General features: G+C 42.3%; 21 protein-coding genes and 1 riboswitch. Of the genes, 3 read left to right on the top strand and 18 right to left on the bottom strand.

What is annotated here, in order from left to right; all coding sequences use genetic code 11:
• Nucleotides 1-148 precede the first annotated feature (148 nt).
• The 5 genes from EIZ39_RS03285 to EIZ39_RS03265 form a co-directional block, all read right to left on the bottom strand.
• The gene (locus EIZ39_RS03285; RefSeq protein WP_129197377.1) at nucleotides 149-883 is read right to left on the bottom strand and encodes a Cof-type HAD-IIB family hydrolase; all 735 of its coding nucleotides are present in this window, start codon (nucleotides 881-883) and stop codon (nucleotides 149-151) included.
• Nucleotides 884-1,012: 129 nt separating this feature from the next.
• Nucleotides 1,013-2,227 (bottom strand): bifunctional ornithine acetyltransferase/N-acetylglutamate synthase, encoded by a 1,215-nt coding sequence (gene argJ / locus EIZ39_RS03280; protein WP_129197375.1) that lies wholly within the window; start codon nucleotides 2,225-2,227, stop codon nucleotides 1,013-1,015.
• 111 nt (nucleotides 2,228-2,338) lie between these two features.
• Nucleotides 2,339-3,166, bottom strand: coding sequence for a carbohydrate ABC transporter permease (locus tag EIZ39_RS03275; RefSeq protein WP_129197373.1), 828 nt, complete (start codon nucleotides 3,164-3,166; stop codon nucleotides 2,339-2,341).
• Between the two features lie 20 nt (nucleotides 3,167-3,186).
• Nucleotides 3,187-4,482, bottom strand: coding sequence for a carbohydrate ABC transporter permease (locus EIZ39_RS03270; RefSeq protein WP_129197371.1), 1,296 nt, complete (start codon nucleotides 4,480-4,482; stop codon nucleotides 3,187-3,189).
• Nucleotides 4,483-4,569: 87 nt separating this feature from the next.
• Nucleotides 4,570-5,874: an ABC transporter substrate-binding protein gene (locus EIZ39_RS03265; protein ID WP_129197369.1), complete on the bottom strand. Its 1,305-nt coding sequence runs from the start codon at nucleotides 5,872-5,874 to the stop codon at nucleotides 4,570-4,572.
• Nucleotides 5,875-6,051: 177 nt separating this feature from the next.
• Between EIZ39_RS03265 and EIZ39_RS03260 the strand changes: the two genes are divergently transcribed.
• Nucleotides 6,052-6,318 (top strand): DUF1653 domain-containing protein, encoded by a 267-nt coding sequence (locus EIZ39_RS03260; RefSeq protein WP_129197367.1) that lies wholly within the window; start codon nucleotides 6,052-6,054, stop codon nucleotides 6,316-6,318.
• A 167-nt stretch (nucleotides 6,319-6,485) separates the two neighbouring features.
• On the opposite strand, the gene EIZ39_RS03255 is transcribed toward EIZ39_RS03260, so the two are convergent.
• The 3 genes from EIZ39_RS03255 to EIZ39_RS03245 are packed head-to-tail and all read right to left on the bottom strand — an operon-like array spanning nucleotide 6,486 to nucleotide 8,958.
• Nucleotides 6,486-7,262 carry a hypothetical protein gene (locus EIZ39_RS03255; protein ID WP_129197365.1) on the bottom strand — a complete coding sequence of 259 codons (777 nt, stop codon included), beginning with the start codon at nucleotides 7,260-7,262 and terminating at the stop codon, nucleotides 6,486-6,488.
• Nucleotides 7,263-7,311: 49 nt separating this feature from the next.
• Nucleotides 7,312-8,712, bottom strand: a complete 1,401-nt coding sequence (locus EIZ39_RS03250) for a hypothetical protein (RefSeq protein ID WP_129197363.1) — start codon at nucleotides 8,710-8,712, stop codon at nucleotides 7,312-7,314.
• A 12-nt stretch (nucleotides 8,713-8,724) separates the two neighbouring features.
• A complete protein-coding gene (locus EIZ39_RS03245) occupies nucleotides 8,725-8,958 on the bottom strand; it encodes a hypothetical protein (RefSeq protein WP_164984870.1) in 234 nt (77 codons plus the stop codon).
• Between the two features lie 242 nt (nucleotides 8,959-9,200).
• Here EIZ39_RS03245 and EIZ39_RS03240 point away from each other — a divergent pair, with 242 nt between their 5' ends.
• The gene (locus tag EIZ39_RS03240) at nucleotides 9,201-9,407 is read left to right on the top strand and encodes a hypothetical protein (protein ID WP_129197359.1); all 207 of its coding nucleotides are present in this window, start codon (nucleotides 9,201-9,203) and stop codon (nucleotides 9,405-9,407) included.
• Nucleotides 9,408-9,452: 45 nt separating this feature from the next.
• On the opposite strand, the gene EIZ39_RS03235 is transcribed toward EIZ39_RS03240, so the two are convergent.
• Nucleotides 9,453-9,641, bottom strand: a complete 189-nt coding sequence (locus tag EIZ39_RS03235; protein ID WP_129197358.1) for a hypothetical protein — start codon at nucleotides 9,639-9,641, stop codon at nucleotides 9,453-9,455.
• Nucleotides 9,642-9,822: 181 nt separating this feature from the next.
• On the opposite strand from EIZ39_RS03235, the gene EIZ39_RS03230 reads away from it, so the two are divergent.
• Nucleotides 9,823-10,299: a CcdC family protein gene (locus EIZ39_RS03230; protein WP_129197356.1), complete on the top strand. Its 477-nt coding sequence runs from the start codon at nucleotides 9,823-9,825 to the stop codon at nucleotides 10,297-10,299.
• Nucleotides 10,300-10,348: 49 nt separating this feature from the next.
• Here the strand turns inward: EIZ39_RS03230 and EIZ39_RS03225 are convergent, their stop codons facing one another.
• The 9 genes from EIZ39_RS03225 to thiD form a co-directional block, all read right to left on the bottom strand.
• Nucleotides 10,349-11,203 (bottom strand): hypothetical protein, encoded by an 855-nt coding sequence (locus tag EIZ39_RS03225; RefSeq protein WP_129197355.1) that lies wholly within the window; start codon nucleotides 11,201-11,203, stop codon nucleotides 10,349-10,351.
• A gap of 125 nt (nucleotides 11,204-11,328) precedes the next feature.
• On the bottom strand, nucleotides 11,329-12,624 hold the full coding sequence (gene hcp, locus EIZ39_RS03220; protein ID WP_129197353.1) for a hydroxylamine reductase: 1,296 nt from the start codon (nucleotides 12,622-12,624) through the stop codon (nucleotides 11,329-11,331).
• Between the two features lie 168 nt (nucleotides 12,625-12,792).
• Entirely contained in the window at nucleotides 12,793-12,996 is a 204-nt protein-coding gene (locus EIZ39_RS03215; protein ID WP_129197351.1) for a hypothetical protein, read from the bottom strand.
• A gap of 131 nt (nucleotides 12,997-13,127) precedes the next feature.
• Nucleotides 13,128-13,595, bottom strand: a complete 468-nt coding sequence (gene ribH, locus EIZ39_RS03210; RefSeq protein WP_129197349.1) for a 6,7-dimethyl-8-ribityllumazine synthase — start codon at nucleotides 13,593-13,595, stop codon at nucleotides 13,128-13,130.
• Nucleotides 13,596-13,609: 14 nt separating this feature from the next.
• Nucleotides 13,610-14,803, bottom strand: coding sequence for a bifunctional 3,4-dihydroxy-2-butanone-4-phosphate synthase/GTP cyclohydrolase II (locus tag EIZ39_RS03205; protein ID WP_129197347.1), 1,194 nt, complete (start codon nucleotides 14,801-14,803; stop codon nucleotides 13,610-13,612).
• Nucleotides 14,804-14,821: 18 nt separating this feature from the next.
• Complete coding sequence (gene ribE, locus EIZ39_RS03200; protein WP_129197345.1) at nucleotides 14,822-15,463, bottom strand: riboflavin synthase; 642 nt, start codon at nucleotides 15,461-15,463, stop codon at nucleotides 14,822-14,824.
• Nucleotides 15,464-16,570 (bottom strand): bifunctional diaminohydroxyphosphoribosylaminopyrimidine deaminase/5-amino-6-(5-phosphoribosylamino)uracil reductase RibD, encoded by a 1,107-nt coding sequence (ribD, locus tag EIZ39_RS03195; RefSeq protein WP_483296007.1) that lies wholly within the window; start codon nucleotides 16,568-16,570, stop codon nucleotides 15,464-15,466. It lies immediately after the preceding gene.
• A 164-nt stretch (nucleotides 16,571-16,734) separates the two neighbouring features.
• A riboswitch (FMN riboswitch) is annotated at nucleotides 16,735-16,880 on the bottom strand.
• Nucleotides 16,881-17,003: 123 nt separating this feature from the next.
• A complete protein-coding gene (gene thiE / locus EIZ39_RS03190; RefSeq protein ID WP_129197343.1) occupies nucleotides 17,004-17,663 on the bottom strand; it encodes a thiamine phosphate synthase in 660 nt (219 codons plus the stop codon).
• The gene (gene thiD / locus EIZ39_RS03185) at nucleotides 17,656-18,456 is read right to left on the bottom strand and encodes a bifunctional hydroxymethylpyrimidine kinase/phosphomethylpyrimidine kinase (RefSeq protein ID WP_129197341.1); all 801 of its coding nucleotides are present in this window, start codon (nucleotides 18,454-18,456) and stop codon (nucleotides 17,656-17,658) included. The genes thiE and thiD overlap by 8 nt, the downstream gene beginning before the upstream one ends.
• Between the last annotated feature and the right edge of the window lie 95 nt (nucleotides 18,457-18,551).

Below are 18,551 nucleotides of genomic sequence, written 5' to 3'. Positions count from 1 at the left end.
CCCAAAAAAAGAGGGCTTCCTCAAAGCCGAGCTTAAGTCAACTTTTGAGTCACCCTGTATAAATTAAGGTATAAGGATCTCACATGTGGTGGGATCTGGTTACATTTATATCATTCGGATACCTGACTTCCTTTATGGGGGGAGGGTTCTAATTTATTAACGTCTGGATCGCTTGTGCTACTCCATCCTCCGAATGATGAGCGGTGATTCGATCTGCGACAGCTTGAACCTCTGTTGGTGCGTTCGCCATTGCGATACTTAATCCGGCCCAGCGAAACATCGCTACGTCATTGAGCCCATCCCCTATGGCTACGACTTCTTCTGATGATATCCCTAAGTGATCACAGACTCGTTGTAAACCTGTTGCCTTCGAAATCCCTTTAGGGTTAACCTCAATATTTGACGGATCAGAGCTCGAAATTTCTAAGCCTCCATACTCTTCTAACCGGTTCCACAAATATGCCATAAGCTCTGGATCTTCATTCTTGAATCCAAATTTAAGCCATTCGTATTTTTCTATTTCCTTAGGGAAGGTCCCCGGTTTAAATACTTCATCTACAACAGAAGACCAAAAGTGTGTTCCGTACTTGATCGCTAGGCTGTATAAAAAGGAAACATGTTTGTGACTTAACGTGTGGCGCTCTAACAACGTTCCGCCAACGGTCCAAACTTCACTGCCATTCGCAACCACAAATGGAGCTTGAAGGTTTAAAGATTCTAGATAGAAGCGTATCATGCGGGTTGGTCGACCGGTGGCAATCGTAACCTCCGTTCCTGACTCTCGAGCATACTGAATCCATTTCTTATTCTCCTTGGAGATGGTACCATCCTTACCCAATAGCGTTCCGTCCATGTCTAAGGCAATTAACCGCCAACGAGTCATGCCGCACCCCCGTGGATTTTCTTCTTTATTACTATATTCTACAAGAAAACAATGTTAACCTCCAAACTACCCGAATAAAAGAAAGGTCCCTCAAACGAACACTTCGCTTAAGAGACCTTTCCTGATTATTTATGATCTATAGCTTGCATTAATTCGGATATAATCGTAAGTTAAATCGCAGCCCCATGCTGTTGCTTTCTCTGACCCCATATGTAGATCTACGACGACCTTTACATTCTCCTGAAGTAAGTACTCCCTCGCGTCTTCCTCGCTAAATGGTATAGGGAAACTAGACTCAACTACTTGGATATCGCCAAGAAAAACATCAATCTTATCTGGCGAAATGTCCGCCCCACTGTATCCAACGGCACAGAGAATCCGTCCCCAGTTGGCATCAGCACCGTAGATTGCTGTCTTTACAAGGTTAGAACTGATAACCGTCTTAGCTACTTGACTAGCTGTTGCTTTAGATGGTCCACCTTTCACTTCAACCTCCAGTAGCTTCGTCGCCCCTTCTCCGTCTCGGGCAATCTTCTTCGCTAGTTCCCTCATACAGTAACAGAGAGCCTGATAGAAGTCCTCTGCTTCAGGATGAGTTTCGCTTAGTTCTTCATTCCCGCTCAATCCATTGGCCATTACTAGAACCATATCATTGGTGCTAGTATCGCCATCCACTGTAATCATATTAAAGGTTTCATCTGTGGCTTTCTTCAACGAGGCCTGTAAAAAGGCTTGATCTACCTTAGCGTCCGTAGCAATAAAAGCTAACATCGTTGCCATATTAGGATGAATCATTCCGGATCCTTTTGCCGTTCCTGCCATCGTGACAAGGGTTCCGCCGATCTCCAATTCAACACAAACCGTCTTCTCTACCAAGTCTGTAGTAAGGATGGCTTGAGAAAAGAATGGACCACTCTCGCTTGATAGGCTTGCAGGCAAATTTTCTATCCCTTGAATTACTTTAGACATAGGCAAATACTCACCAATAACACCCGTAGAAGCTACACCTACATGCTCAGGAGCAATGGAGAAGGCATTAGCAACAGCTTGCTGCATACTGCGGGCATCGTCTAACCCTCTTTCCCCCGTACATGCATTAGCATTACCACTGTTGACAATGATAGCCTGTAGTTTTCCTTGCTGCCCAATACTTTCTTTCGTTACCACTAGTGGGGCTGCTTGAAATAGATTCGTTGTATATGCTCCAGCTGCATACGCTGGGACCTCACTGATTAAGATTCCTAAGTCGTGTTTCTCTACTTTCTTTATACCGCTGTAAATACCTGTTGCTTTAAACCCCTTTGGTTTTGCAATATTCCCCTCAATGACGCGAAACGTAGACATCAAATAATTCTCCCCTCACACGGCGTAAATCTAATAAAGTACTATAATGTATATTTATACTACATAATCTATGTTAATACAATTGATAATTTTTTAGCGACAATCCTTTTCCTATTCTTTGACAGCACCTGATGTTAGACCAGATATAATTCGTTTTTGGAACACCAGCACCATGATAATAAGAGGAATGGTCACAACAATGGAGGCAGCAGAAATCTCTCCCCAAGGCATGGTAAACTGCCCCTGAAACATTGCTATCCCAACGGGAACGGTTTTCATACTTTCTTCTGTGTTAATCGTTAATGCAAATAGAAACTCGTTCCACGCTGCAATGAATACAAGGATAGCTGTGGTAAATACCCCAGGAAGTGCAATTGGAAAGAACACTTTAAATAAGGTTTGCATAATTGTCGCTCCGTCCACTTTAGCCGCTTCTGCAAGATCATAAGGAATTTTCTTAAAGAACACGGTTAGATTCCATATGGCTAAGGGTAAAGCAAAAGTCGTGTAAGGAATGATGAGCCCATGCCAACTATTCGTAAGTCCCACGGATTGCATAAATAAGAAGATCGGGGAGATTGTTGCAATCTGTGGAAACATAGATACAGCAAGAACGATGCCTAATATAATCGCCTTCCCTCTAAAATCAAGCCAGGCTATAGCATAAGCCGCGATAGAAGCAACTAAAATGCTATATGCTGTCGTCAGTGTTGCCACGGCAAAGCTGTTCCATAAGTAGCTCCCGAACGGTCTTTGCGTAAACACACGTATATAATTATCAAAGGTGGGATTTTGAATAATAGGATTGAACGCATTGGCACCGAATAGCTCAGCCGGTGGCTTAAGTGATGCAATGAGCAGCCAAAGAAACGGAAACATAATCACAAATAGGAATCCCACAAGAAAAATATAGAAGGTAGGTCCAGCCTGCCTTTGCATGATGTCACTCCAATCCGGATCTATTTTCTTCCATCTGCTAGAATATCAGCACCTAATATTTTGATAAATCCTATACTTATTACCGCTACACAAAGAAATACAAGCACGGAAAGAGCCGAACCTGCTCCGAAGTTCATCTGGGCAAACATCGTTTTATAGGCGTAGATAGAAATCGTTTCTGTAGAATTAGCAGGTCCTCCCCCTGTTAACACGTAGATAAGATCAAACACCCGGAAAGCATCTAAGGTACGGAACAGTAAAGCTACAAGAATAGCCGATTTAAGCATGGGTAAAGTGATGGTAAAAAATTGCTGCCTCTTATTCGCCCCATCTAAGGAAGCTGCTTCATAAAGTGAATCAGGAATGGTCTGCAGTCCAGCGAATATTAACAAAGCCATGAAGGGAGTCGTTTTCCACACATCTGCAAAAATGACGGAGAATAAGGCTCCTAGTTTTGTCGTAAGCAAAACAGACATGTCAGGAATTAAACCAATCGCTTCAAAAAACTTAGCAACCACCCCGTTTTGTCCGTCGTAAAGGAATTTCCACATTAAAGCTGAAATAACAGTAGGGATCGCCCAAGGAATGAGGACAGCAGCACGAACTAATCCTCTACCTTTAAAGGACTTATTTATTAATAACGCAATCCACAAACCTAAAATCAATTCAAAGAACACGGATATGAGGGTAAAAAATAAAGTATTCGTCAAAGACGTCCAAGTCCGCTGATCAGTAAGGAATTGCCGATAATAGGTAAAACCTACGTAGTTCGGGGAGATAACTGCCGCCTGAAGACCTCTCGTTAATCCTATTACATCATTAGGCTTTCTTAATATATTTTCTGATCCAACCTGTACTAGTTCGGCTTCCATTTGTTTTAGTGAAGCTTTGATTTCTTCTGTTACCGCAAGATCAATGGAGGCATATTTTAAATCTTGAGGCACAGGACGAAAATCGTATAATAACTGATCCACTTCTTCATATCGATTAGCAACTTGCTCCTGTGTTCGAATCACCTGATCTAAATTGGCTAAATTTTCCCGAATAGATTCTAATCTTGTTGCCCCTTCCGGTTCTGCTTGCTTCATCTCTCGATCTATTGCTCTTAACAAAGTTGGCATTGTTCCTACGTAACGCTCCAGGTCTATACCGTAAGTAGAGTGAATTTCTGTTTTGGTTGGATCATTCAGACGGATATCATAAAGACTTATCCAAAAGGAGCGCACAACGGGCCATATGGCTATTACAATAATAATTAATAAAGCCGGTAAGACGAGCAAGTATCCTATATGTTTCTCAGATAAGTCTAATTTCATGGAGTCACCTACTTTAGCCGGATTAATCTTAAAAAAATGCTCTCCAGGTGTCAGAATGAGACATTCCTTCCCACCTGGAGATTCAATCTATTTTCCCGTAGCTTCTTTCATTTTCGCTTCCATATTGCTTACTGCTTGCTCAGCCGTCTGCTGACCAGCAACCGCTTTTGAAACTTCAATTTGGATAATTTCTGATATCTTTGGATAGATCGGACTTGTAGGACGAGGGACAGCTGCACTAATCCCATCTACAAAATCTCTATTCGCAAACAATGGACTGGCTGCCTGTACCTCTGCATCATCATACAGCGGTAGATAGGTTGGAGCTGAACCTCCTTGAATAGCAGTGATCTTCTGTCCTTCCGACCCATTCATAAATTTTAAAAACTCCCAGGCTTCTCTTGGATTCTTTGAGAATTTATTTATACCTGACATCCATCCGCCTAAAGTTGCTGCAGACCCTTGATCCCCAGCCGGAAGTGGAGCTACACCGACCTGATCTACAATCTTGGATTGAGCAGGGTCTTGGGCTAATGCAAATTGATAAGGCCAGTTTCGGATGAAGGGAGATTGCCCCTCAATAAACGCTGTATGGGACTCTAATTCCGTAAAGGTGGTAATATTGCCAGGGACAAAGTCTGATTTCACGATCTCGATCATCTTTTCCAAGCCCTTAATTGTTTCAGGGCTGTTTACAACGACATTCCCTTGGGCATCAATGACTCGACCGCCATAAGAACCAATGAACTCGATAAAGTTACACACCAATCCCTCATACTGCTTTGCTTGCATAAGATAGCCGAATTGGGTTCCTTGCTGTCCCTTAATTTCTTTAGCTTTTGCAATCAATTCATCCCAGGTTTTTGGCGGCTCAGGGACCAAATCCTTGCGATAAAACAAGAGGCCCGTATCAATAAACTTAGGCATAGTCCACTGCTTCCCTTCGAAGCTACCAGCGTCAACTGCCCCTTTAATATAATCATCCATATTGATGGCGTCTTCCTCAATAAAGCGATCTAGAGGAAGGAGATATCCTGCCTGAGCGAATTCTGCAGGCCATATTACATCCAAATCAAAGACATCAATCTCCGAAGACTGAGCACTAAACATCGTTACATATTGGTCATGACTTTGCCCCGTATCTGCTGGCATCTCTCTTAACTCAACGTCAATGTTTGGAAACTTCGCTTCAAACGCTTCAATAATCCGATCAGAAGCACCTGTAACATCTTTCCCCCGAGCAAAGACAAGTTTCACCTTATCTCCTGCTGGCTGATCAGCAGCCGGTGTTTCACCAGGTGTCGGTGTGGCTTGTCCACCCCCACATGCCACTAAAGAAAACGTTAAAGAAAGGGCCAGACCTACCCTTGAAAACTTTTTCCACGTTGTCATATCTCTTCCTCCTAATTGATTCGTACATGAGGATATTCTCTCCAATTTCCTTTTTCCCATCCACTTTTTTCATCCTATTGAAGGTGGATGCAAGATCCCCATTGTTGTGCATTAAAGGGTAAGAGTATATAATCTTGTCATATAGAAATATTCATGGTGGTAGGGGGGCTCTTAAATATGAAGGAGACAGTAGAGAAACCGGAAGCAGGAGATGTTTACCAAAGTTATAAGGGAAACCTCTACATGATCATTGGCAGGGCCATTCATGCAGAAACGACTGAAGAAATGGTTATTTATAAAAGTGACGGCGAGATGATGTTCGTCAGACCCCTTGAGATGTTTCAAAGTGAAGTTGACGTTGATGGCCAAACTATGCCTCGATATAAAAAGATATGGGATAAAGAAGGACACTCCACCACCCTCTTTGGGGTAAGCAGTATCTGATAAGTGGGCTGAACATCCTTATAACGGGAAAATTTCTTTAATGAAAAAGGAGAAGTTATTACCGTTATTTCTCTTTTAAAATAAATAAAAGCGTTTTCATATTTTTCTTACCTGAAAATAAAAAATAGCGGAGCATCGTTCCGCTATTTCTAACCCTGACAATACGTTTATTTCTCCCTTGAGATCAGTCTCGACAGCCACCCGCCTTCTTTTTGTTTCCTTCTCCTCTGCCTCGGCGGAAGAAGGCTATCCTTTTCTATTGCTTGCGTAATATCAACTACCCTAATTTCCTCATCCTTGCTCTCCTCTACAGGCAAGGATTCTTCCAGAGCCTCGATTGCAGGGATGACCGAAGGTGGGGTCGACGAAGCAGTAAGGTACTGAAAGAGTTTCGTTTGGCTTTCTTGATGAATGGGATGCTCTCTAAAGACAAAGTTCTCAAATAATAGCGGAATGTGATTAAAGGAGAGGATAACCGTGTCTTCCATTACATAGCGAATGTTTCTTCCCGAATCAGGCACCACGTAAAATTCATAAACAGGAAGAGAGGCTAAGGCTATCTTTTCCTGGATTTGTTTTATTGTCTTGCGTCCTATTCCAAGGTAGCATTCATCATCCTTCTTTTGGATACTCCAGATGATCTTCTCTGGTAGAACAGACAAGCGGTGAATATCATTCGGCAGCAAATAGTATAAATAGACCCCTCCAGGTGTCAAGAACACGGCATCAAACAACAGCTCGTGATGGTCCACTAAGGGAAGGAAAAGCGTATAATCAGAGGAAGACTCTTGAACCCGTTGTAACAAGCTCCAAAAAGAAAGTGTAAATTGAATGTTCTTCTGCTCTGCAATATACGTAGCTTGCACATATTCATCATCCGAGTGGAATGACTCTAACTGTTGCAATCTCCTATTCAAAGCTTCTATCGCCCATTGTACGTCCATATCACCACCTCCTCAAAAGCTCTATTGATGAAAAGTATTCTAGTTTAACTTATCCTTGCTCTAATTCCATATTTAAATATCCTAGATTCTTAGCCATCTCGTTGATAAGAGAATTTACCTTTGCTTTTTCCTCATCCATAATCTTAACGGTTTCTTCTAAGCTGCGAATAAAGGCATCGCCGCTAATCGTTCCTCCCTCTAATCGATCCATTTCGGAGAAAACATTAGGAATGGAATAAGCTAAGAAGTCATTTTTATTAATTTGAATCTCATCGATTCGATAACTCTTAAGTTCTAAAAACGACTGATACAAATCTGACAAGCGCCTTTCCGTCTGTTCCTTTACTGCTTGTCTCATACGATTCTCATTAAAATCAATATGCTGCAGAAGAAGTTCGCGAAGGTATCGAATTTGATCATAAGCTTCAATCATAAAGGATCGAATCTTCATCAGTTTTTTCATTACGACTTTAGAGTTGCTGTAATAGTGTTCTAACATTTCAAAAGTCACGGGAGATACGCTAGCTAGATTGGAATGATGATACTCCAATATTTTATGCCTACTGAAAACATAACCCCCAGCCAATTTCACACCGCCAAGTCTCGGATAATTTTCTATAATGGAACGTTCCGTTTGTCCTAACATCGATGCTGCTGTACTTAGATCAACCGGGTCGAAGATGGGGGTGGACTGCCCCGCCATGATATATCGACAAACATAGCCAATCGGAGACTGATACCATCCTTCAGGAACTCGGTAATCCTGATCTCCAAATGATTTCCATAACGTTTCTAGTACTCGATTTACTGCAAGTAAGGCCTGATGTGTTATTCTTCCTTGATTTATGTACACTTCCACTATAAGTTTTAAATCTTGACCCAGTGGAGTATCCTTTAGTTCCTGCAACGAAATGGACAAAGGGTCTTTTCCAAGAAAGTTTTTAGTCTGTTTTCTGTACTCTCCATAAACGGTCTGAAGGATATGATCAACTTGAGCGTTCAATTCATCAAGAGTAACGTGAGCCAAGCTCGAGACACTCTCTTCAAGATCCGCTTTTTCCACTTGAGATCCAGATTTACTTATAACAGGTTCCGTCAGGACATGCTCGGGTACTACTGGTTCCGTCTCTTTTTCAATGGGCGGCACTAGGAGCAGATCCGGAACTTGCTCTTCTTCAACTTTTCCCTCAACTTTTTCCTGGGCTTGCTGTTCGACGACTAAAGGGCCCTCATCGTTCATGGTGAGCTCGCTATGCTCCCCATCAAGTTCCTTGGAAGCACTCAGCTTTTCTTTATGAATATCCACGGCTTGCTGCCATAGATCGCGGATCGATTGATTCTGATCATCTTCTGTTTGAGAATAAGGACGGAATGGGCTTTCTTTCTGCTGCTGATCAAGAGTTGTATCTGGATTATCTCTAAATTGCGTTAACTTGGTAAAAAAGCTCATACTTCTTCTCTCCTATTTCTTGAAAATTCTATTTAAATGAAACATCGCTGATACTTCCTCGTCTTTCTCTTCGACTAGAGTGTCTTCAGCATCTAAACGATGATGACTCATATGAACTACCATCTTGCCGATCAAACAAGAGGTGCAATACATGTATTCCGGATGTACTTGTAAAGAAGTATGATGTACGAGTTGTATGCCAAATTCCTTGCAATCAGGATTGGTGCACTCTTTTGATACCCACATCTTTATCCACTCCCCCATAGAAGGCATCTGCTTAGTTCTATTCCACACGAAAATAAAAAAACCTTCCATTACTGGACAGATTCCTGCAAATTTCGTCATAAAAGAAACGTAAAAAACAGCTCTGCATCTCCTGATGAAATGGAGCTGTTACAACAATTAGGCTGTTATGAGGGATAGATGCCGATTTCGCCGTTTAGCTTATCCGCATATCTTAATTATTATAGTTTTCGAGGGGGAGAGCGATGGGACCGGATAGGGAATGGATGGTTGTTCTTCAGTGCCCATGTACCCCAGACGAGAATATCATTATAACCCACCGAAAAATGAGGGACGGATTAGTAGTTATATGCAGCTTATGCAAAAAACCTCTAGTTATCCTAGGCTCTGATGGACACCTATACCTCGTGGGAGAGATTATTATCATGGATGCAAAGAATGATCCTATTTAACCCCCCTGTCTCCTCTGCAAACAGGGGCCTTTTTCATTGTAACAATTACCTAAGAACAAGTACTTGAGCATCATATCCGTTGTCTTGTAAAAGCTTGCTTACAAATTCCGGTTCACGCTTGATGCTAATTTCTAATTTGGGCGCTTCAGCTAAATAAAGTATATTCAAGCAAGTAAGATGATCACAGATTTCCTGGAAAGCGATTTGGTTTGAACATACGACTTTACAAAACATGATTTCAGCCTCCTTATAAATAGAGTTGAACCTACTCTATATATATGAGACGATCACGTTAAGGATTCCGACATCTATGGGACAAATTCACTTAGATTACAGTTTTATACTGAAATTTTCTCTTCCTCATTTTTTTGTTATAATCATAAGCATTCAGGTTGTTTGAAAGGAAAGCATTCTCATGACCATTATGGCTACCCTTCTAAGTATTCTAATGATGTTCATTGTTATGTTTGCAAGAATCAAGCGTGATCAACAGCCCACATCACTAAAGCGTATTATCCTACCACCTATTTTTATGAGCACGGGTTTTATTATGTTTCTGTTTCCGCCCATGCACGTTCAGTTCTTGTATGCAGTGGAATCCTTACTTATTGGTATGCTGCTCTCCATTCCCTTGATCCTTACTTCTAAATTTGAGATCAATGGTTCAGATATCTTTCTAAAGCGTTCTAGATCTTTTATGTTTATCTTAATGGGATTGTTCCTCTTAAGACTAGGCATGAGGTTTTATCTGGAGGAATATGTTAGCTTCTACGAAGCAGGAGGTTTATTCTATATCCTTGCAGTAGGCATGATCTTTCCATGGCGAGTGGCAATGGCTTATAAATATAAACAGCTCTTAGAAACACGAAAGAAGAGCTCGCCAATAGGCTAACTCCAAGACACAAAACTCCAGCTACATGAGTTAGCTGGAGTTTTGTGTATTAGTCGTCATTATCGTTATCATCATCGTCATCATGGGATTGATCTTTTGATTTTTTCCCTTTTGCCCAGTCTTTGGGTTCGACCGTCCATTTTCCTTCTTGCCCTCCCCTTTTCCATTCAATGGTCGCAGTGTAAGGTTTTCCACTATCTATTTTGAATGACTTGGCAATCAGAGCTATCGTTTCCTTTTCCTTTGCTCCCTCCCCTAAATTTAAGGAGGTAAACCATTCATCCAAAAACGCCTGGGCTTCTGATCCCTTGAGCTTTACCTCTCCCTTCCCGGTTTTCCATTCTAATTCGGCCTTATCTTCTTTCCATTCTAGCTTGATTTTTTGAGCCCCTTGATGGAGTTCAACTTTTAACTCTTGAAGCTCTAGCTCCTTAGCTGGTAAGTTGGAAGCCGGAACAGCTAAGGTAGATGGTGCTTGAACAGGCTTAGATTCCGGAATAGAAGCGGTGGTTACCTCTGGTTCTGGTTGGTTAGGTTCCTGTACAGTACGGTTGATTAATATATATCGTACATCCCCGTTAGAATTTAACATGATCTTTACATCATCATCTAATCGTAGTTGACTGGAATCTGTTCTCACTTCGTTTATCATCACTTGAGTTTCAGACGTTAAACTGAAGTCATGCTTTTGCTTCCCATCAAACACCATGAAAGTCCCTGATGCCTGATCTAAATAAGAGATTTTTCCTTCTATATTTCCCTTTTTCTCTTCTGTTACTTCTGGTTGTTCATTCTTCCCTTCTGTTTTTTGATCCTGATTATCTGCTAAGCTAATGATGCTAAACGATAAGATTATGGCAAATAAGGCTCCAATGGACATATAGGCTATTTTATTTAATTTCATGTTATCATTCTCCCTCCTGTCTCTTTGATTCGCAAGGAAGAGGGAGTTTATGGGGGTGAAGGTAAAAAGAGGCCATCACTAAAAAGGTAATACACCCTTCTTGTGACAGCCTCTTATCTTTCCTATTAGTGTGACAAGGATAACATATCTTCCATATCCTCTTGTGCAACACCAATCAACTTCAGATTGAATGCTTGCTGAAGAATATTTAGAACCCCAGGCGTAATGAATTCTGGCGGCTTTGGACCAATGCGAATGTCTTTGATTCCTAAACTGAAGAGACCTAATAGAATAGCAACAGCCTTTTGCTCAAACCATGATAACACAATACTTACAGGCAGTTCATTTACTTCACAGCCAAAGGCATCAGCGAGTGCCATAGCAATTTTCACCGTGGATCCCGAGTTATTACATTGACCTAAGTCAATATAGCGTGGAATTCCAGTGTCTCCAACTGTTCCGTAGTCCACATCATTAAAGCGGAATTTTCCACAGGATGTAGTAAGAATAACCGTGTCATTAGGAAGAGAAGTGGCTAGCTCACGATAATACTCTCCACCTTTTCCTGGAGCGTCACATCCAGCGATAACAAAGAAGCGCTTAATCTTACCTGCCTTAACCGCATCAATGATCTCTGGTGCTAATCCAAGTACGGTTTCATGGTGGTACCCTGTAGTCAAAGTTTGATCAGACTCCATGTTGGCATCTGGAAGGGAAAGAGCTTTTTCAATAAGCGGGCTAAAATCTTCCCCTTGAATTTTAGCAACCCCTTCCAGGCCGGCTACTTCGTAGGAGAAGAAGCGATCAGCATACGTTCCCTTGATTGGCATTACGCAGTTTGTAGTGGCCAATATGGCTCCTGGGAATTGTTCGAATAATCGGCGCTGATCGAACCAGGCCTTCCCAATATTTCCTTTTAAGTGAGCATATTTTTTCAAGGCTGGGTATCCATGGGCTGGGAGCATTTCGGAATGTGTATAGATGTTAATCCCTTTACCCTCTGTTTGCTTGAGAAGCTCTTCTAAAGCAAATAGATTATGTCCTGTAACAACGATAGCTTTTCCCTCTACTTTATTTTGGGAGATGGTTACAGGCTGAGGAATTCCCAATCTAGACGTATGAGCACGGTCGAGAAGATCCATCACTTTCACAGCGGCCCGGCCGACCTTCATTGCCATATCAATATGTTCTTGCATATTAAAATTTGAATTGGTTAGCGTCATATATAATGCTTCATGTGTTGTCGCATCCACCTCTGGATCTGAATAACCTAATTGGCGAGCATGTGTAGCATAAGCAGCAATCCCCTTGAGGGCAAAGATCATCGTATCCTGTAGACTTGCAATATCTTCATTCTTACCACATACGCCAATAACCTTACAGCCTCCAGATGGTGTTTGCTCACATTGATAACAGAACATCAATTTTCCTCCTCGTCATTTGAACTGACTCTATCTTAACAAGAAGGGTAAGAGCAGGTTGTGACATATCTCACAAATTCACATTATGATCAGAATTTAATGTCCGCATGATTTCCATTTCCAAAAACAAAAAACAAAAAAGAAGCGGGAATTCCGCTTCCTAGAAATTTAAGCATCTAAGTGGGCCAAGACTTGTTTTAACTTCCATAGCTTCTCTTTCGATTGAGCTAAAACCTTATATTCAGCACTCCACATAAGGGAGTTTACCATAAATTCAATTGTTTCCGTGGCCTCAATTAGGGACTTGCGCAACAGTTCACTCTCTTGCTGCGATTGAAGTTCATTTTTATTTTCTAGTAATTCCATCTTCATTAACTTCCCCTCATTTCATCCCTTGGTTGTTTTAAATATACATTATAATTTATAAAAATTCAATCCCTTTTATTCTTCTTTGCAAAAAAAAAACATCCATAGCTTGTGGCTATGAATGCTTTTTTCATGTTCTAAGAAAATTGTCTTGTTAGATTTGCCATTTCGATAGCTACTGCAGCAGACTCCCACCCTTTATTACCTGCTTTCGTACCCGCACGTTCAATTGCCTGTTCGATGGTATCTGTCGTAAGAACACCGAAGATGGTTGGAACCCCAGTCTGTAATGCAATAGCGGCTACTCCCTTTGCGGCTTCATTACAGACAAAGTCAAAGTGAGGAGTAGCTCCCCTAATGACTGTACCTAAAGTAATGACGGCGTCATATTTTCCGCTTTCGGCCATCTTTTTTGCGATCATAGGAATCTCAAATGCTCCAGGCACCCAGGCAACTTCCACATCATTTTCATCTACCCCGTGTCGGTTAAGGGCATCAAGAGCACCGCTCAACAATTTCGAAGTGATGAATTCGTTGAATCGTCCTACTACAATTCCAAATTTTAACCCGGTACCAACCAATTTACCTTCGTATACTTTTGCCATGATTCTATCCCCTTTTATAAGTTTAATAAATGTCCAAGTTTATCTTTCTTGGTATTTAAATATCGCTCATTACTTACATTGGCCTTCATTTGAATCGGTACTCTTTCAACAACCTCAAGATCATGACCTGAAATTCCTGTAATTTTCCGAGGATTATTGGTCAATAATTTGATTTTACCGACTCCTAGGTCCTTTAAGATCTGAGCCCCAATACCATATTCTCGTAAATCGGCTGCAAACCCTAGCTGTTCATTCGCTTCGACCGTATCTAGTCCTTGTTCTTGCAGCTTATATGCCTTAAGTTTGTTAATTAGACCAATGCCCCGGCCTTCTTGACGCATATAAAGAAGGATTCCCTTTCCTTCCGCCTCAATTTGTGACAAGGCCGCTGCCAACTGAGGCCCACAATCGCATCGATGAGAATGGAACACATCACCGGTTAGACACTCGGAGTGCACCCTTACCAGAACCGGATCATTCGGATCAATCGTACCTTTTACTAAGGCTACGTGTTCTTTTTGATCCACTTCATTGGTATAAGCGATCGCTCGGAAGGTTCCAAAATCGGTTGGCATGTTTACCTCTACCTCACGTTGGACGAGCTTTTCCTTGTTGGTTCTATATTTAATTAAGTCTTCTATCGTTATAATTTTAAGATCAAATTGCTCGGCAATTTTTAATAAATCAGGAACGCGAGACATTGTTCCATCTTCATTTATTATTTCGCAAATCACTCCTGAAGGATAGGATCCACATAATCGGGCCAAATCTACAGCTGCTTCCGTATGTCCCGCTCGACGCAGAACTCCTCCCTTTTTCGCTACGAGGGGGAAGATATGACCTGGTCTGCGAAAATGATTAGGTTTAATGCTTGGGTTGATCAAATCCATAATGGTTTGGGAACGTTCATGTGCAGAAATGCCTGTCGTCGTATCAAAGGAGTCAACTGAAACGGTGAAGGCTGTAGCGTGTGCGTCCGTGTTATTGAACACCATCGGTTCAAGCTTGAGCTCGCTCGCCCTTTCCTCTGTAATGGGTACACAAACAAGTCCCCGTCCATGAGTAATCATAAAGTTGATGACTTCTGGAGTTGCTTTTGCGGACAGGGCTACAAAATCTCCCTCATTTTCACGATCCTCATCATCTACTACAATAATGGGTTTGCCTTGAATTAGATCATGAATGGCTTCTTCAATCTTATGAAACATATCCTCTTCTCCCCTTTTCTACATAAATCCGTGTTCCGACAAGAAAGCTTCCGTCAATTTGGAAGTTGGCTTGCGGGTCGTGATAAACTTTTCAATGTATTTTCCTATCATGTCACACTCCAAGTTAACGGTAGCACCCATTCCCTTGTGTTGCAGAATGGTCATCTCAAGGGTGTGTGGGATAATAGACACACTGAATCTGTCAGAGGACACATCCAAAATGGTTAGGCTGATCCCATCAATGGTCACGGAACCTTTAGGTATCATATAATGCAAAAGTTGTTCAGGAGCTTTAATTTCAAACAGGACCGCATTTCCGTAGCTGGTCTTCGATACGATTTTCCCTGTTCCGTCTACATGCCCCGAAACAAAATGCCCTCCAAACCGTCCGCCTGCAGCCATGGCTCTTTCTAAGTTGACTTTGCTCCCCACTTGAATATCAGATAGGCTTGTCTTATGAAAAGTCTCCGGCATGACATCGACAGTAAATTCTCGAGAGGAAAATGAGGTCACGGTAAGACATACACCATTGACAGCAATACTGTCACCTAATTGAACATCCTTAAGCACAATGGATGCCCCAATTGTAAGAACCATCCATTCTCCTCCACGCTTGATGCCTTGGATGACCCCTAGTTCTTCAATGATTCCAGTAAACATCTAATCCCCCCATTCTGGATAACCTTCGATACGAATATCTTCTCCTATTATCTCGACCTCAAGGTCTCTTAATTGGATCGCTTCATTCATTTGGAGGATTCCCTCTCCACCGAAAGACGTGGGAGCGTGGCGGCCTCCTACCAGCTTTGGAGCAAGATATGTGATTACTTTATCTATCGCTTTTGCTTTTAAGAACGATCCGTTCACCTCACTTCCTCCCTCAACTAGCACGGAGGAAACCTGCTGTTCTCCGAGATGGGAGAGCACATCCAGTACATCCACTTGTCCCCCGCTCGAAACAGCAAAAACCTCAACACCCATTTCCTTTAATTGAGAAGTCTTTCTTTCATCTGCCGCACGCGTGGTATAGATCCAAGTTGGAGCTTGGTGATCTTGAACGATATTGGATTCAAGGGGAATTCTAAGCGTTGAATCTAGAATAATCCGAATGGGATTCCTTCCACCTTCGGGGAGCCGGGTAGTTAATACAGGATTATCCTTGATTACCGTGTTAACACCTACTAGAATTCCCTGATACTCATGGCGCAAACGATGCACATCGATTCTTGCCTTTTCTCCTGTAATCCAGCGACTGCTTCCTATCTCGGTTGCCACTTTCCCATCTAGTGTATTAGCCGTCTTCATGGTTACAAACGGACGCCCCGTTGTAATATATTTGATGAAAACCTCATTTAATCTACGGGACTCCCTTTCACGAATGCCGCTGATTACCTCTATTCCCGCATCTTCAAGCAGTTGTACACCTCGTCCGGCGACGAGCGGATTAGGATCAAGCATAGCTACAACAACTCTAGATACTCCCGCACGGATTAGAGCTTCTGCACAAGGAGGAGTTCTTCCATAATGGGAACACGGCTCAAGAGTGACATAGATGGTTGCTCCTCTAGCCTTGTTCGACGCCATGGCCAACGCATGAATCTCCGCGTGTGGTTCGCCTGCTTTTAGATGGGCACCCATACCTACAATTTCCCCATCCTTAACTACTACTGCTCCTACCATTGGATTCGGGGCTGTTTGTCCTTTGGCTGAACGAGCCCACCCAAGAGCAATATCCATAAAGTAATCGTGAGTATTCAACAAGTCCATCCGCTCCTAACCCTAAACATGCTTGTAAAACTCAATAAAAAAAGAAAGCCCTGGAAATAGTTAGACTACTCCCAGGGCTCACATTCAAAATGAAAGTTAAAAAAAGCAAAAAGTTTAAGACTCTGGCATACCTAAATAAGCACAGTCTTCCCCTGCCTCTTTTCCATCTCCTTCTCCCATCCAGACTATACTGTCGGTTTCGGAATTTCACCGAATCAGCGTCAACCTTGTTACAGGTCTCGGCTCACGGACTAAGGGTACACTACCCATCACCGCCGGTCGGGAATTGCACCCGGCCCCGAAGGAATCTATGAACTTTTAAATTATCCCAATTTTATCAAATTGCTTCTAGAAAGTAAAAGGATTATTTTTGGAATAGTACCAACTACTGGTTTATGACCATCTTGAGCTACTATTTGCGATATAAATGCCATTAATCTGTTACCCTTTGTTTTGCTTCTCTGACCTCAACTTGAAGTTTTCTAGCAGCCTCTACCGGCGAAGGAGCTTGGCAAATGGCCGAGATCACAGCCACGGCATTCCCTCCAGCAACAATAACAGGGGTGGCTCTTCCCAATTGGATGCCGCCAATGCCCACGATAGGTAGATCGCTAAAATGTCGGATGTCCTGAATTAAGGATGGCGATACCGCGTCACCTGCATCACTTTTCGAAAATGTAGGATATATGGCTCCGACACCTAAATAATCTGCACCAACGCGTATCCCCCGCCTTGCTTCGTCTGTACTTGAAGCTGAGATCCCCAAGATCATGTCCTCGCCAATCTCATCTCTTATTGCCCCTTCTGGAATATCATCTTGGCCTAGATGCACCCCATCTGCTTGCAACCTTAGTGCAAGGTCTATCCGGTCATTAATAATGAAGTCTACTTGCTTTGTCTTACATAGTTCACGAATAGGCAGCGCTAAACGGAGATAATCAGGGTTTCCCATGTTTTTTTCACGAATCTGAATAACCTTGATTCCACCATCTATGGCTTGCCTTGCGAGCTCTAGAGCATTGAACGGACCGTGGCCTTGAAGGTCCATGACTAAATATACATCCCACTGTTTCAAACGCTTGCTTTTATTCATCTTGTCCTACCCCATACGCCCAATGATTCGTTGGTCCATGGCCCTTTCCTAAGCCAAGTTCCTTGCTAATTGCTGCGGTTATATAGGCTTTTGCTGTTCGAATACAATCGATCATCTCATGGCCTTTAGCCAGTTCTGCTGTAAGACAAGCCGCAAAGGTACACCCAGTGCCATGAGTATGTCTTGTAGGGATTCTAATCCCCTTAAAAGTCGTAATTTCTACACCATCATAAAACAGATCGATAGGCTCACCTTCTAGATGGCCCCCTTTTACAATAACGGATTTCGCACCCATATCTACGATCTCTTTTGCTGCTCGCAGCATATCATCAAGAGTGTGGATCGGCTTGCCTGTAATCACTTCTGCTTCTGGAATGTTAGGAGTTACAATAGACGCGAGGGGAAGTAAAGAAGTAATAAGACTCTTTACAGCATCATCTTGAAGCAGCTTTGCCCCACCTTTAGCCACCATGACAGGATCCACGACTACATAAGGCACTTCATATCGCTTTAGCCTGTCGGCCACGAGTTCAATAATCTCTGAGGTCCCAAGCATGCCTGTTTTCACAGCGTCTACTCCTATATCTTCAATCACCATCTCAATCTGTTTTGCAATCATTTCTAAAGGTATAGGATGAATACCTTCAACACCAAGCGTATTCTGAGCGGTTATGGCGGTAATGGCACTCATTCCATACACTTTTCGAACTGTAAATGTTTTTAAATCCGCTTGAATGCCTGCACCCCCACCGCTATCAGACCCAGCAATCGTTAAGGCTCTCGATATCTTCATTCCTTATGTTCCCCCCAGACTAAAAATAGACCATTTATGGAAAGTTATCGTAAGCATAGGATATTTCTTTGAGGATTACAAGAGGGAAGTCGACT

It is taken from the genome of Ammoniphilus sp. CFH 90114, from assembly GCF_004123195.1.
Taxonomy (GTDB): Bacteria; Bacillota; Bacilli; order Aneurinibacillales; family RAOX-1; genus YIM-78166.
This window is presented reverse-complemented; position numbering and strand designations above follow the sequence as displayed.